Origin of the sequence: Cryobacterium lactosi, from assembly GCF_004403945.1 — a bacterium.
Classification (GTDB): Bacteria; Actinomycetota; Actinomycetes; order Actinomycetales; family Microbacteriaceae; genus Cryobacterium; species Cryobacterium lactosi.
Genome location: NZ_SOHM01000040.1, coordinates 1 through 13779, shown reverse-complemented (window position 1 = coordinate 13779; position 13779 = coordinate 1). Strand labels below are relative to the sequence as shown.

Annotated in this window: 13 protein-coding genes; 4 read left to right on the top strand and 9 right to left on the bottom strand. The window is 69.6% G+C overall.

Going from position 1 to position 13779, the window contains the following annotated elements:
* Window positions 1–55: 55 nt before the first annotated feature.
* Window positions 56–700 carry a TMEM175 family protein gene (locus tag E3T61_RS18720; protein WP_134642364.1) on the bottom strand — a complete coding sequence of 215 codons (645 nt, stop codon included), beginning with the start codon at window positions 698–700 and terminating at the stop codon, window positions 56–58.
* A 243-nt stretch (window positions 701–943) separates the two neighbouring features.
* Between E3T61_RS18720 and purL the strand changes: the two genes are divergently transcribed.
* Entirely contained in the window at window positions 944–3250 is a 2307-nt protein-coding gene (gene purL, locus E3T61_RS18715; protein WP_134642363.1) for a phosphoribosylformylglycinamidine synthase subunit PurL, read from the top strand.
* 52 nt (window positions 3251–3302) lie between these two features.
* Here purL and lhgO read toward each other — a convergent pair whose 3' ends face one another.
* Entirely contained in the window at window positions 3303–4511 is a 1209-nt protein-coding gene (gene lhgO, locus E3T61_RS18710) for an L-2-hydroxyglutarate oxidase (RefSeq protein WP_134642362.1), read from the bottom strand.
* A gap of 340 nt (window positions 4512–4851) precedes the next feature.
* Here lhgO and E3T61_RS18705 point away from each other — a divergent pair, with 340 nt between their 5' ends.
* Complete coding sequence (locus E3T61_RS18705; RefSeq protein ID WP_166793309.1) at window positions 4852–5766, top strand: DUF559 domain-containing protein; 915 nt, start codon at window positions 4852–4854, stop codon at window positions 5764–5766.
* A 153-nt stretch (window positions 5767–5919) separates the two neighbouring features.
* Here E3T61_RS18705 and E3T61_RS18700 read toward each other — a convergent pair whose 3' ends face one another.
* The 7 genes from E3T61_RS18700 to E3T61_RS18670 all read right to left on the bottom strand — a co-directional run bounded on the left by E3T61_RS18700 (window position 5920) and on the right by E3T61_RS18670 (window position 11614).
* Window positions 5920–6861, bottom strand: coding sequence for an SDR family NAD(P)-dependent oxidoreductase (locus E3T61_RS18700; RefSeq protein ID WP_134642360.1), 942 nt, complete (start codon window positions 6859–6861; stop codon window positions 5920–5922).
* Window positions 6858–7256 carry a chorismate mutase gene (locus E3T61_RS18695; protein WP_134642359.1) on the bottom strand — a complete coding sequence of 133 codons (399 nt, stop codon included), beginning with the start codon at window positions 7254–7256 and terminating at the stop codon, window positions 6858–6860. The genes E3T61_RS18700 and E3T61_RS18695 overlap by 4 nt, the downstream gene beginning before the upstream one ends.
* A gap of 109 nt (window positions 7257–7365) precedes the next feature.
* A complete protein-coding gene (locus E3T61_RS18690; protein WP_338145546.1) occupies window positions 7366–8307 on the bottom strand; it encodes a DMT family transporter in 942 nt (313 codons plus the stop codon).
* A gap of 91 nt (window positions 8308–8398) precedes the next feature.
* Window positions 8399–9064, bottom strand: coding sequence for a GNAT family N-acetyltransferase (locus tag E3T61_RS18685; protein ID WP_134642358.1), 666 nt, complete (start codon window positions 9062–9064; stop codon window positions 8399–8401).
* An 85-nt stretch (window positions 9065–9149) separates the two neighbouring features.
* Window positions 9150–10436, bottom strand: a complete 1287-nt coding sequence (locus E3T61_RS18680) for an adenylosuccinate synthase (RefSeq protein WP_134642357.1) — start codon at window positions 10434–10436, stop codon at window positions 9150–9152.
* Window positions 10437–10439: 3 nt separating this feature from the next.
* On the bottom strand, window positions 10440–10958 hold the full coding sequence (locus E3T61_RS18675) for a DUF3151 domain-containing protein (RefSeq protein ID WP_134642356.1): 519 nt from the start codon (window positions 10956–10958) through the stop codon (window positions 10440–10442).
* A 71-nt stretch (window positions 10959–11029) separates the two neighbouring features.
* A complete protein-coding gene (locus E3T61_RS18670) occupies window positions 11030–11614 on the bottom strand; it encodes a TetR/AcrR family transcriptional regulator (protein WP_166793308.1) in 585 nt (194 codons plus the stop codon).
* A 76-nt stretch (window positions 11615–11690) separates the two neighbouring features.
* Here E3T61_RS18670 and E3T61_RS18665 point away from each other — a divergent pair, with 76 nt between their 5' ends.
* Window positions 11691–12362, top strand: coding sequence for a hypothetical protein (locus tag E3T61_RS18665; protein WP_241992680.1), 672 nt, complete (start codon window positions 11691–11693; stop codon window positions 12360–12362).
* A partial coding sequence (locus E3T61_RS18660) for a YhgE/Pip family protein (protein WP_194114251.1) occupies window positions 12359–13779 on the top strand: 1421 nt, incomplete at its 3' end. The genes E3T61_RS18665 and E3T61_RS18660, both read left to right, overlap by 4 nt.

The window sequence follows — 13779 nt, the reverse complement described above, 5'->3', positions numbered from 1 at the left end:
ACAGGCCGCACGGTCGCCGGAGCGCGTTGCAGTGCGGTCGCCCGCAGGGACGATCTCAGCTGTGGGCAGCAGCCGGCTCCGGCACCCATCGGGCTGCCACCACGCTCAGCGGCGCGGCGATGATCCAGCTGTACATCGCCGCATCCGGTGCACCGATCAGGGCCACGGGAATCGACGCGGCGAAGACCACCACCGTGACGAGCATGGTGCGCAAGACGTAGAAGAACATCGCTCGGTCGACCGCGGGATCGAGCAGACCAGATGCCCGGGCCGAGACCCAGACCAGACATTGGGCCCCGCTGATGGCGGCCACGGTGCCCGCGTAGAGCACCACCGCCGGGATTTCGCCACCGTATTCGCTGAGCACCGAAGTGGGGAACGGCAGGAACGCCACCAGGAGCAGCAGGAGCAGATTCAACTGGACGAGCCGCCGATCGTATCCGCTGACCAACCGGAACTTGCGGTGATGGGCCGCCCAGTTGACCGCGATCACGGCGAAGCTCAGGGCATACGCGAAATACTCCGGCGCGAGGGCAGCCAGGGCGGGTCCCAGGGCGCCCGAGTCGGTGTCAGGCAGGCGAATGTCGAGCACGAGCAGGGTCATCGCGATGGCGAACACCGCGTCGCTGAAGAACTCGACGCGCTCGGTGTTGCGCCCGGTGTCGAGGAGGCGCCGGTACCGAGCCCGCGCCGATTCCATGTCGCCACCGTACCCCGGAGCGGCCGCCCCATCGGCCGCATGCGGGTGGCGCGCCGCTATGCGGGTGGCGCGCCACCCGCATAGCGGCGCCTGACCCGCGCTTCGCCCGAGGCCCGCCGTGGCGCCCGCCAGGAGGCGCGCTGATGGCGACTCGACAGCGGTGCCGAGATCGCCGCCGCAGAGCAGGGCCGCCGGGTAGACTTACCCGGTCAAGCATCCGCTATCTCTGGGAGAACGCCACTCGTGACCGCTGTTTCCAACACATCCTCCCGCGGCGTCGCTGACACCGTGACCAACGCGATCAACACTCCCGAGAAGGAGCAGCCGTACGCTGCCCTCGGGTTGACGCCCGGCGAATACGCCGAGATCCGCACCATCCTGGGCCGCCGCCCCACCTCGGGTGAGCTCGCCATGTACTCGGTGATGTGGAGCGAGCACTGCTCCTACAAGAGCTCGAAGAAGTACCTGCGCCAGTTCGGCGACAAGGTCTCCCCCGCCATGAAGAAGAACCTGATGGTGGGCATGGGCGAGAACGCCGGCGTGCTCGACGTGGGCGAGGGCTGGGCCGTCACCTTCAAGATCGAATCGCACAACCACCCCTCCTACATCGAGCCGTTCCAGGGCGCCGCGACCGGCGTCGGCGGCATCGTGCGCGACATCATCTCGATGGGCGCCCGCCCGGTCGCCGTGATGGATGCGCTGCGCTTCGGCGACATCAACGACCCCGACACCGCCCGTGTTGTGCACGGCGTGGTCTCCGGCATCAGCTTTTACGGCAACTGCCTGGGCCTGCCCAACATCGGCGGTGAGACCTGGTTCGACAAGGTCTACCAGGGCAACCCGCTTGTCAACGCGCTGTCCGTGGGCGTGCTGCGCCACGAGGACCTGCACCTGGCCAACGCCTCGGGCGCCGGCAACAAGGTGGTGCTCTTCGGGGCCCGCACCGGCGGCGACGGCATCGGCGGCGCATCCATTCTGGCCTCGGACACCTTCAGCGAGGGCGGCCCGACCAAGCGCCCCGCCGTGCAGGTGGGCGACCCGTTCGCCGAGAAGGTGCTCATCGAGTGCTGCCTCGAGCTGTACCGCGAGAAGCTCGTCGAGGGCATCCAGGACCTGGGCGCCGCGGGCATCTCCTGCGCCACCAGCGAGCTGGCCTCCAACGGCGACGGCGGCATGTACATCCAGCTGGAGAAGGTGCTGCTGCGCGACCCCTCGCTCACCGCCGAAGAGATCCTGATGAGCGAGAGCCAGGAACGCATGATGGCCGTCGTCACGCCCGAGAAGCTCGCCGGCTTCCTCGCCGTGGTGGAGAAGTGGGACGTGGAGACCAGCGTTCTCGGCGAGGTCACCGACTCCGGACGCCTGATCATCGACTTCCACGGTGAAGAGATCGTCAACGTCGACCCGCGCACCGTCGCCGTCGACGGCCCCGTCTACGACCGCCCCGTGGCCTACCCCACCTGGATCGACGCGCTGCAGGCCGACACCGCCTCCGCCCTGCCGCGGGCGACGGATGCCCAGACGCTGCAGGAGCAGTTCCTCGCCCTGCTCGGCTCGCCCAACCTGGCCGACCCGAGCTGGATCACCGACCAGTACGACCGTTACGTGATGGGCAACACCGCCCTGTCGTTCCCGGACGACGCCGGTATGATCCGCATCGACGAGGAGTCGGGCCTCGGCTTCGTCATCTCCACCGACGCGAACGGCCGCTACTGCCAGCTCGACCCGTACCGCGGCGCCCAGCTGGCCCTCGCCGAGGCGTACCGCAACGTGGCCGTCACCGGCGCTGTTCCGGTGGGCATCAGCGACTGCCTCAACTTCGGCTCCCCCGAGAACCCCGAGGTCATGTGGCAGTTCTCCCAGGCCGTTGAGGGCCTGGCGGACGGCTGCCTCGAGCTGGAGATCCCGGTCACCGGCGGCAACGTGTCGTTCTACAACCAGACCGGCGACCAGCCGATCCACCCGACCCCGGTCGTGGCCGTGCTCGGCGTGATCGACGACGTGGCCCGCCGCGTGCCCAGCGGCTGGCAGGACGACGGACACAACATCTACCTGCTCGGCATCACCCGTGAGGAGCTCGACGGCTCCGCGTGGAGCGCCGTGGTGCACGACCACCTCGGTGGCGTACCGCCCATCGTCGACCTCGGCCGCGAAGCCGACCTCGCCGGTCTGCTGCACGCCGCGTCGATCGAGGCTTTGATCGACAGCGCGCACGACCTCTCCACGGGCGGCCTCGCGCAGGCCCTCGCCGAGGCCGTGCTCCGGTTCGGCGTGGGCGCCCGGGTCTGGCTCGGCGACATCCTCGAGCGCGACGGCATCGATGCATCCGTGGCCCTGTTCTCGGAGTCGACCGGCCGTGTGCTGGTCTCGGTTCCCCGTGAGGACGACGTGAAGTTCCTCGGCCTGTGCGAAGGCCGCGACTACCCGGTCCTGCGCATCGGCGTGACGGATGCCACCGCCCCGGTTCTGGAGATCCAGGACTACTTCACGGTGCCGCTGACCGAACTGCAGTCGCGTCACCGCAGCACGCTGCCGAACGCGTTCGCGTAACCGCGCGGCGTCTCTCGCGGGCTATGGCGCCTGTGCGAGTGAAGCTCCAAGGTCAGTCTGTGGTGCGGGCGAAAACATAGTGGTCGATCAGGTGATCGGCGATGGCCATCGACGAGGTGGCTGCCGGGGACGGGGCGTTGCGGAGCAACGTCACCGGGCCGACCTGGTCGACCGCGAAGTCGTCCAGGAGGGCTCCGTCGCGGCCCCAGGCCTGGGCTCGCACGCCGGCGGCGGTCTTGTGGGTGAGATCGCGCATCCGCAGTTCGGGGATGAACCGTCGGGCCTTGCGGAAGTACAGGGGCTTGACCAGCGAGCCGCTGATCTCGTCGATGCCCATCCGCCAGTGCTGCTTGGCCAGCCCGCCCGCTCCCGGCCAGCGCAACGACTCCCAGGTGTCCTTCGGCGAGACGGTGAGCCAGCTGTAGCCCTCCCGGGCCAGCGCCGGCACCGCGTTCGGCCCCACGTGTACGTCGTCGTGGACGCCGCGGGTGAAGTGCACGCCGAGGAACGGGAACCGCGGGTCGGGCACCGGGTAGATCATGCCGCGAACAAGGTCGGTGCGGGCGGGATCCAATGCCCAGTACTCGCCGCGGAACGGCAGGATCTTCGGGGACGGGTCCGCGCCCACCAGACGGGCGATCACGTCGGACTGCAGGCCGGCGCAGACGATGACCCGATCGAAGAGGTGTTCGGCGTCGGCCGTGCGCACCCGCACTCTGGACCCGTCGATGGTCATCGCGAGCACTTCGCGGCCGGTGCGGATGGTGCCGCCGTTGCCGCGGACATCCTCGGCCATCGCCTCGGTGATCGCCGTGTAGTCGACGGCCGCGGTGTGGGGCGAGTGCACCGCGGCGATGCCCGCCACGTGCGGTTCGATCTCGCGGAGCTGCGCTGTGCCATCCAGGCGCACGAGGTCGGGCACTCCGTTGGCGAGCGCCCGTCGCTCGATGTCGGCCAGGGCCGGCAGCTCGGACTCGTCGACGGCGACGACGAGCTTGCCCACCTCCCGGTACGGCAGGTTCTTCTCGGCGCAGTAGTCGCGGATGCTGATCCGGCCCGCGGCGCACAGTTGCGCCTTGAGGGTGCCCGGCTGGTAGTACAGCCCCGCATGCACCACCCCGGAGTTGCGCCCGGTCTGGTGCGCGGCGAGCCGGTCTTCCTTCTCGAAGACGGTCACCTCCCCACGGTCACGCAGCACCAGCGCTCGCGCGATGGCCACACCCACGATGCCGCCGCCGATGATCGCAATGCGCTCGCCCATAACCATCCGTTCTCATGTGCCCGTGACGGACCACCGGTTCGACGAACCCCCGCACGGTGGCATCCTGCCCCCGGAGCCGTGCCCGGGCAATGCCCGGTCCCGGAATGGGCAGTCGTATACACAGCTGACTCCCGCGAAAGCGGTGCAACGGCTACCTCACAGCGCTGAGGTAGCCACACGACCGCTCTCGCGAAACCCGTTCGGACCCACCTCCCGCGAAAGCGGTGAAACGGCTACCTCACAGCGCTGAGGCAGCCACACGACCGCTCTCGCGAAACTGCCTGGGCGCGGGCTGGGGATAAGTTCGGCGGGGCGGGGCGCCATGGCGCATCCTCTGGGGATGAAACGGCGCACCGAGATACCGTCAGCTCTACGAGGGCGCGCGTTCGGCCATCAGGAGGGGCTGGCCGAGGGCGTCACTCGGGCGCGGATGCGTGGCGACGACCTCGCCAGGCCGTATCGCGGCATCCGCTCTCAGCCCCTGGACCCGACCGACCCGCTCGCCCACGTGCGTGCCTACCTGCCCCACCTCGGAGAGGAACAGTTTTTCAGCCACACCAGTGCGGCGCTGATCCACGGTTTGCCGCTGCCGCCGCGCCTAGCCCAGGACCCGCGTGTGCACGTGTCGACGCACGATCCGGGCTTGCGGCACGGAGGTCGCGGGGTGGTGGGGCATCATGTGCAACGCGACCGGGTTCGTGTCGTCGCCGTGGGCGGAGTGACGGTGACAGCTCCAGTCGACACCTGGTGTCAGCTGTCCACCCTGTTGACGTTAGACGCCCTTATCGAGGTGGGAGATGCGCTGGTGCGGCGGAAGCAGCCGCTGGCAACGATGGATGAGCTGCGTGCTGGCGTGCTGCGCTACACCGGGCAACGGGGCGCGAAAAGGCTCCGTGAGGCTTTTGATTCGGTGCGGCCCCGCACGGATTCAGCCAGGGAGACAGCGACAAGGCTCGTGATCGTGCGGGCCGGGCTGCCCGAACCGGAGGTGAACGGCGAGATCTTCGATCGGCTCGGCCGCAAGATCGCGACCGGGGATCTGGTCTTTCGCGCATACCGGGTCTTGGTGGAGTATGACGGCGAGCAGCACCGTACGAATGAGGACCAGTATCACTGGGACGTGGACCGTCTCGATGCGATCATGGAGGCTGGCTGGCGCGTCATCCGCATCAACAAATCGCACCTGAGGATGTCGCCCTCTCCCGCTCTGCGGAAGATCACCACGGCCCTGACTGCCGCAGGGTGGCGAGCGTGAGGGTCGAGCTGCGGATGCCTCCGGTGCAGAAACCGCCACTGGGCCGCTCTCGTGGGGCCCGCTTTGCCGCGAGAGCGGGCGTGTGGCTGCCTCAGCACGCTGAGGCAGCCACAGGGCCGCTCTCGCGAGATGTCAGGCTGACGCGGGGGGTGGCTAGGCGGCCAGCGCGAACGGGGCGCCGACGAGGGCCTCGGTGCGGGCGAAGAGGCGGTCGGCGATGCCACGGTCGAGCGACGTGCGGGTGGGGTGCTGCACGGTCGGGACACCCCGGGTGAGGAAGCGGGGCCCGTAGTACTGGCCACCGGTGGCGGCGGGGTCGATCGCCGCGCGCACCGTCGACCAGGCGCCGGTATTTTTGCCCTGCGCGCCGACGAAGCCCTGCAGGGTGTCGACGAACCGCTTGGCCCTGCTCACCTCTTTGACCCCGCGGATGCCGGGGGTGAGCCCCGAGATCGAGTAGCCCGGGTGCGCCACCAGGCTCTGCACCCCGGCTGGGCCGTCGAGGCCCGCCGAACGCAGGCGCCGGTCGAGCTCGAAGCCGAAGACCTGCATCGCGATCTTGGACTGCGCGTAGGCCTTGCCCCCGTTGTACGTGGTCTCGAGTTGCAGGTCCTCCAGCGAGGAGTCCAGCAGCCGGGTGATCAGCGAACCGAGCGACACGACCCGGCTGCCGGGCGTCTGCTGCAACACGGGCAGAACCAGGCTGGTGAGCAGGAAGTGGCCGGTGTAGTTCGTGGCGAGCACGAGTTCGGTGCCGTCCAGGCTCACCGACCGGTCGGTGGGCGGGTGCACGATGCCGGCGTTGAGGATGAGGCCGTGCAGCTGCGGGAATTCGAGCATCCGCTCTGCTGCCCGGCGCACCGAGGTGAGATCGGCAAGGTCAACCTCGAGGGTCGAGACGGATGCGCCGGCCACGCGCCCACGGATGGCGACGGCCGCCGCGGCGGCCTTGGCCGGGTTGCGGCAGGCCAGCACCACGTGGGCGCCGGCACCGGCCAGCTGTTCACCGGTGAAGTAGCCCAGACCCGAGTTGGCGCCCGTGACCACGAAGGTGCGGCCGGACTGGTCCGGCAGCGAGCGCGGGTTCCAGCTCAAGGGGACGGGGCGGGGTGGGCCGGATCGACGGCCGGGTCACCCGTGACGGCGGCGGCGGCCTTGGCGGCATCCGAGGCGCCGCCGGCGATCTTCTCGTGGTGGTGGATGACCTCGGCGATGATGAAGTTGAGGAACTTCTCGGCGAACGCGGGGTCGAGTCTGGCGTCTTCGGCCAGGCCGCGCAGCCGCTGGATCTGCAGGAACTCCCGGGCCGGATCGGCCGGCGGCAGGCCGTGCTGGGCCTTCAGCCGCCCCACGCTCTGGGTGAACTTGAACCGCTCGGCGAGCAGGTGAATGAGCGCCGCATCGATGTTGTCGATGCTCTGGCGGATGCCCTGCAACTCGTTGATCGCTTCCTGCCCCGCGTCAGCGGGCAATTCCTCGTTTACAGCCATGGTCTTTACGATATTGCACCGAGCCGGATGCCCGCGCCGAGTTGCTCGGTTCCGGATGAGCTGCCCTGGCCCAGCGGAGCAACTCGTCCGCAGGTGAGCAACTCGCGGGTCAGGCCGTGCGGGGCACGGCGAACGGCAGGCGCACGCGCTTCTGGGTGAGCAGGATGCCGACCAGGACCAGCACTGCACCGGCCGGTTCGTGCCAGGAGAACGTCTCGGACAGGATGAGCACGCCGAGCAGAACACCGACGACGGGTGTGACGTAGGTGACCGTAGAGGTTGTGGTGGGTCCCCAGGCCCGCAGCACGTTGATGTGCCAGATGTACGCGAAGCCCGTGCCGAGGGCGCCCAGGGTCACCAGGCTCAGCACGATCGGGGTGGTCAGGGACACCGGCTGCCACGCCAGGACCGGCGTGAACAGCAGCATCGCCGCACCGGCCAGGCCGATGTTGAGAAACGCGAAGGTGGTGCCCGCGATGGGCCGCCCACTGAGGTGCTTGCGGGTGTACCCGAAGGTGAAGCCGTAGCAGAGCGCCGCACCCAGGCAGGCAAGTTGGCCCCAGAGGTCACCGGTGAGCGCGGTGTACTGCCAGGGCGCGATGATCACGATCACGCCGACGATGCCGACCAGCACGCCGACGATCTGGTCGCGGGCGAGCTTCTCGACCCGGAAGACCGCGGTGACCATGACAGCGGTCATGATGGGCGTCACGGCGTTGTAGATGCTGGCCAGGCTCGACGAGACGTACTGCTCGGCCCAGGCGAAGAGCAGGTGCGGGATGAAGCATCCGGTGAACGCGATGACCAGGAAGTGCAGCCACACCACGCCCTCCCGCGGCAGGACCGGACCGTTGTTGATGCGCGGGCGCGTGACCAGCACGATCAGGCCCAGGGTGAGGCCGCCGAGCACCAGGCGCGACCAAGCCACCTGGCCGAAACTCACACCCTCGAGGGCGATCTTCATGAACAGGAAGCTGGCACCCCAGACCACGCCCATGCCCAGGAATTGCAGGGCGACCAGGGGTCTACGGGGGCTGGAAATGTCACTCACCTGCCGACCCTAGCCCACCGGCCGAGCGGCCAGGCCGGGTGCAGGGCGCTGCCGACGGTGATGTCCGAAAATCGCGGGCGGATGGCCGGATTCAGCTGGGCGTGACCCGGCGGCGGGGCGCCCGCGGGTCGCGGTACTCGACGGCCTTGCCGCCGAACACGTCGAGCCGCTTGTGCAACCCGGCCTGCACCACGGGCCATTCGTCGGCGAGCACCGAGTAGACGGCGGTGTCCCGCCAGGAGCCGTCCGCCCGGCGCTGGACCCGCCGGTTGATGCCCTCGAACTGCGCGCCGATGCCCAGGATCGCCGCGCGGGACCGGGAGTTGAGAACATCGGCCTGGATCTTGACCCGGCCGAAGCCGCTGTCGAACGCGGCGCCGAGCATCAGCAGCTTCGTCTCGGGGTTCACCGCGGTGCCCCAGACCTGCGGGGCGTACGCGGTCCAGCCCAGGTGCAGCGCCTCGTTGGGCAGGTCGATGTCGCCGAGGGTCGAGGTGCCGACCAGGTCACCGGCGTGCGGACCGGAGACGACGCGCACGGCGTAGGGCTGGGCATCCCACTGATAGTACTGGAGCGCGAAGGCCACGAAGTCCTCCAGCGCGGCGGGCAGGCTGTGCGGGCCGCCGCCGTACCCTCCGGCGAACACCGCCGGATGCGCGATGGCGCGGTGCAACTCGGGCAGATGGGCCCGGCTGAGCGGCTCCAGGCACACGAAGCGCCCCGTCAGCAGTGTGGCGTCGGGTCGGTGCGCGGTCACGAGGGTTCTCCCTTCGCCGAACTGTGAGCTAAGCCCCGAAAACTCGAGGTTTTCGGGGCTTTACTCACGGTTCGCGGGCCGTGGGTCAGTCGATGAGGTCGTGGCGGGTGAGGATGGCCTCGCGGTCCGGTCCCACGCCGATCGCGGAGATGCGGGCGCCGCTCATGGCCTCGAGCGCCAGGACGTAGTCCTGGGCGTTCTTCGGGAGGTCTTCGAAGTGGCGCACCATGGTGATGTCCTCGGTCCAGCCGGGGTACTCCTCGTAGACGGGCTTGGCGTGGTGGAAGTCGGACTGCGACACGGGCACCTCGTCGTAGCGCACCCCGTCGACCTCGTAGGCGACGCAGACCGGGATGGTGTCGAGGCCCGTGAGCACGTCGAGCTTGGTGAGCACGAAGTCGGTGACGCCGTTGATGCGCGCCGTGTACCGGGCGATCGGGGCGTCGTACCAGCCACAGCGGCGCGGCCGGCCGGTGGTGGTACCGAACTCGAAGCCCTTGGCGCGCAGGAACTCACCGGACTCGTCGAACAGCTCGGTGGGGAACGGGCCGGCGCCGACGCGGGTGGTGTACGCCTTGACGACCGCGATGATGCGGTCGATGCGGTTCGGGCCGATGCCGGAACCGGTCACCGCGCCACCGGACGTGGCGTTGGACGAGGTGACGAACGGGTAGGTGCCGTGGTCGACATCCAGCATGGTGGCCTGGCCGCCCTCGAACAGCACGGTCTTGCCGTCGGTGAGCGCCTCGTGCAGCAGCAGTGCGGTGTCGGCGACCATCGGGCGCAGACGTTCGGCGTAGCTGAGCAGGTCGTCGACGATCTCGTCGACCGTGATGGCGCGGCGGTTGTAGACCTTGACCAGCATGTGGTTCTTCTGGCCCAGGGCACCCTCCACCTTCTGGCGCAGGATGTTCTCGTCGAACAGGTCCTGGATGCGGATGCCGACGCGGTTGATCTTGTCGGCGTAGGTCGGGCCGATCCCGCGGCCGGTCGTGCCGATCTGGCGCTTGCCCAGGAACCGCTCGGTGACCTTGTCCATGGTGCGGTGGTACTGGGTGATGACGTGCGCATTGGCGCTGACGCGCAACTTGGACACATCGACGCCGCGGGAGCTGAGCGCGTCGAGTTCCTCGAAGAGCACCTCGATGTCGACGACGACTCCGTTGGCGATCACCGGGGTGACGCCGGGGGTGAGGATGCCGGAGGGCAGCAGGTGCAGCGCGTACTTCTCGGTGCCGACGACCACGGTGTGGCCGGCGTTGTTGCCGCCGTTGAACTTGACGACGTAGTCGACCCGGCTGCCGAGGAGGTCGGTGGCCTTACCCTTACCTTCGTCGCCCCACTGGGCGCCGATCAGAACAATTGCTGGCATGGGTTAGTTCTCTCCTTGGATAAAGAAGGCGGCGGTCGGCGGGGCCGGGTCCTCGCCTGGTGAAACGGCGGGCGGGGCCGCCGGGAAGTTCTGGGCGTCGGTCGCCTCGGAGCGCAGCAGCGGGATGACGGTGGCGTCGGCCCCGTTCAGGAACTCGGTGAGACGTTCGAACTCGTCGGTCTCGCCGATCTCGGCCGCGGCGCGGCGGAGGGCGAACAGGGCGCGGAGCACCCCGCGGTTGGGTGCGTGCGACCACGGGATCGGTCCCTGGCCGCGCCAGCCGGCCTTGCGCAGCGCGTCGAGGCCGCGGTGGTAGCCCACCCGGGCATACGCGTAGGCCTCGAGCAGACGGCCCTGGGAGTGGGTCACGTCCGCGAGGGCTGCCCACGCCAGCGACGACTTCGGATGCGCCGCCACAACCGTGGATATATCTTGCGTTCCGGTTCGGCTGAGCGCCTCAGTCACCTCCGGTTCCGCGGGTAGGAGGGTCTCGGGCTGTTCGATCAGATTTGCGCCGGTCACACTGAATCCTACCAAGGCGGCGCCGAACCGTGAGTTAAGCCAAGCATCCGGGGCGGTTTTGGGTGCTTAGGTCACAGTTCGCGGGACGGGGACGCGGGGGCCAGGCGCCCCGAGAAAGTCAGCAGGATGGCGGCGACCACCTCGCTCTGCGGGCGTTCCTCGTCGAAGAGCAGCCACTGCAGCCCCGCCATGAGGGTGGCCCCGAAGACGCTGCTGGCCATCAGGGTGGCCGCTCCGGTGGCCGAGGCCTCGGGCAGAGCCTCGACGATGGCGGTCTCGAACTCGGCAAGAGCATCGTGCTTGAAGGCGAAGGAGGTCTCCCTCCAGGCCCGGTCGGTGCGGAAGATGTCGCCCGCAATGACCTTGGCCAGGGCGGTGTTGGCCGCGATGCTGCCGAGGAGAGTGGTGACGAGAACCTCGATGGCAGCCCAGCCCGCCGTGCCCGCGCGGGCCCCCCGCAGGGCTTCGGTGAGCGCCGCCATGCCCTCGCCGAGGAGGCCCTCGAAGAGCTTGTCCTTGGACGCGAAGTTGTAATAGAGGCTGCCCTTGGCCACGCCGGCACGCTCGGCGACGTCGTCCATGGTGGTGCCGCTGATGCCGCGCTCTGCGGCGATCTCGATCGCGGCGTCGAGAATCGCGCGCTTGGTGCCGGTCATCCGAACCATGGTTCCACCCCTTGCTGTTTGTACTGACTAGTCAGTATAGTGGAATTCGGCCCCGCTGCGATGGAGCATGCCGCCCGGACAGACATCCGGCTACCGGGTGCCGCCCCACCTCGAAGAAGGCTCCAGCATGCGCATCACCCTGACCAGTGTCACCAAGGGTCCGAAGGATTCGGCCCTCCCCCTCACCTCACTCGAGTTCGAGTCCGGCGCCGTCACACTCGCCCAGGCCGAAACCGAACGCCGCCCCACGGTGCTCGGGCTCATCGCCTCCGGGCGGATGCGACCGGATGCCGGCACCGTCACCCTCGACGGCCGCACCGACTATGCCGGTCTCCGCCGCCACATCGCCCTGATCGACGCGCTCGGCGTCTCCGAGCCCGCGCCGGACGTGACTGTGGCCGAGGTGGTGTCGGAGGAGCTGATGTTCGCCGGCCGGGTGGGCCACCGCCGTGCCGTGGCCCAGCTGCTGAGCGAACTCGGCCTCGCCGACCAGGCCAGGGCCAACATGGCCGACCTCGCCCCCGACTCCCGCATCCACCTGCTCACCGAACTGGCCGTGTTGCGGGACGACGTGCAGGGCATCGTGCTCACCTCGCCCGACCGGCATGGCGGCGATCCGCTCGGCTGGTGGCAGCTCGCCGGCGACCTCGCCGTGCGCGGCTACGCCGTGCTCGTCATCGCCGGCGACGCGTCGGCCCACGCCATCAACGCCCTCGAGGGATCCGGAGCCGAACTGTGAAGATCTTCGCCATGATCCGCGCCGAACTGGCGCGCCTGACCGCCACCACCATGTCCCGGGTCGCCCTCGTGGCGCTGATGCTCGTGCCCGTGCTCTACGGCGGCCTATACCTGTGGGCCAACCAGGACCCGTATGCCGGCCTTGACCGCGTTCCGGTCGCCCTGGTGGTGGCCGACACCGGCACCGAGTCGGACGGCACGACCACTGACTACGGGTCGGATGTCGCCGAGCAGCTCATCGACGACGGCACCTTCGACTGGCATGAAGTGACCGCCGACACCGCCCAGGCCGGCGTCGCCGATGCCACCTACGACTTCAGCGTCACGATCCCCGCCGACTTCTCCAGCTCGATCGCCTCCTCGTCGACCGACTCGCCGCACCAGGCCACCATCACCCTTACCACGAACGACACCAACAGCTACCTCGCCTCCACGATCGGCAGCCAGGCGGCGCAGAGCATCCGGGACGCCATCGTGGCCAGGGTGAACGAGCAGGCCGCCGACCAGCTGCTCATCGGGCTCTCCGACATCCGCTCGAGCCTGGTCGACGCCGCCGACGGCGCGGGCCAGCTGACGGATGGCGCCGGCACGGCCGCCGACGGCGGCTCCAGCCTGGCCGATGGCGCGAGCCAGCTCGCCGGCGGCACCGGCCAGCTGGCCACGGGCGCCGGCAGCCTCGCCGACGGTACCGGTCAGGTCGCCGACGGTGCCGGCAAGGTGGCCGACGGCACGGGCCAGGTGGCCTCGGGCGCCGATGCCCTGGCCTCGGGAGCGGGCAGCCTGAGCACTGGAGCCGGCAGCCTCGCCGACGGTACCGCACAGGTCGCCGCCGGAGCCGATTCGCTCGCGACCGCGACCGGCCAGGTGGCCGACGGCACCGCCGCGCTCTCGCAGGGCGCCACATCCCTCGCCGACGGCACGGGCAAGGTCTCGGCCGGCGCCGCCCAGGTGGCCGCCGCCGCCCAGAAGGTGGCCGACGGCACTGCGGCCCTGAACACGGCCGCGCAACAGGCGTCCGCCGGCGTCGCCGGGTCCGGAGCCGTCTACACCGCCGCGCAGACCGCCCTGGCCGACCAGCTCACCGCCGACGGCCTGAGCCCCACCCAGATCGACGCGGCCCTGGCGACCCTGACCCCGATCGGAAGCACCCTCACCCAGAGCGGCGCCGCCCTCACCCAGGCCGGAACCGCCATATCCACGCTGTCCACCGGCACCACCCAGCTGGCCGCCGGGGCTACCGCGACGGCCGCCGGAGCCCAGCAGAGCGCGGACGGGGCCACGACCCTGGCCACCGGCGCGGCCACCGCGTCGGCCGGAGCACGCAAGACGGCCGACGGTGCCGCCACCCTCGCCACCGGCGCCCACCAGAGCGCGGACGGCGCCAGCGCCCTCGCCACCGGCGCCGGCCAGGCCGCCAG

Coding starts and splice junctions, on each gene's coding strand:
- E3T61_RS18720 (WP_134642364.1), bottom strand. CDS start 700: ATGGAATCGGCGCGGGCTCGGTACCGGCGCCTCCTCGACACCGGGCGC.
- lhgO (WP_134642362.1), bottom strand. CDS start 4,511: ATGGGCGAGCGCATTGCGATCATCGGCGGCGGCATCGTGGGTGTGGCC.
- E3T61_RS18705 (WP_166793309.1), top strand. CDS start 4,852: ATGAAACGGCGCACCGAGATACCGTCAGCTCTACGAGGGCGCGCGTTC.
- E3T61_RS18695 (WP_134642359.1), bottom strand. CDS start 7,256: ATGGCTGTAAACGAGGAATTGCCCGCTGACGCGGGGCAGGAAGCGATC.
- E3T61_RS18680 (WP_134642357.1), bottom strand. CDS start 10,436: ATGCCAGCAATTGTTCTGATCGGCGCCCAGTGGGGCGACGAAGGTAAG.
- E3T61_RS18670 (WP_166793308.1), bottom strand. CDS start 11,614: ATGACCGGCACCAAGCGCGCGATTCTCGACGCCGCGATCGAGATCGCC.
- E3T61_RS18665 (WP_241992680.1), top strand. CDS start 11,691: ATGCCGCCCGGACAGACATCCGGCTACCGGGTGCCGCCCCACCTCGAA.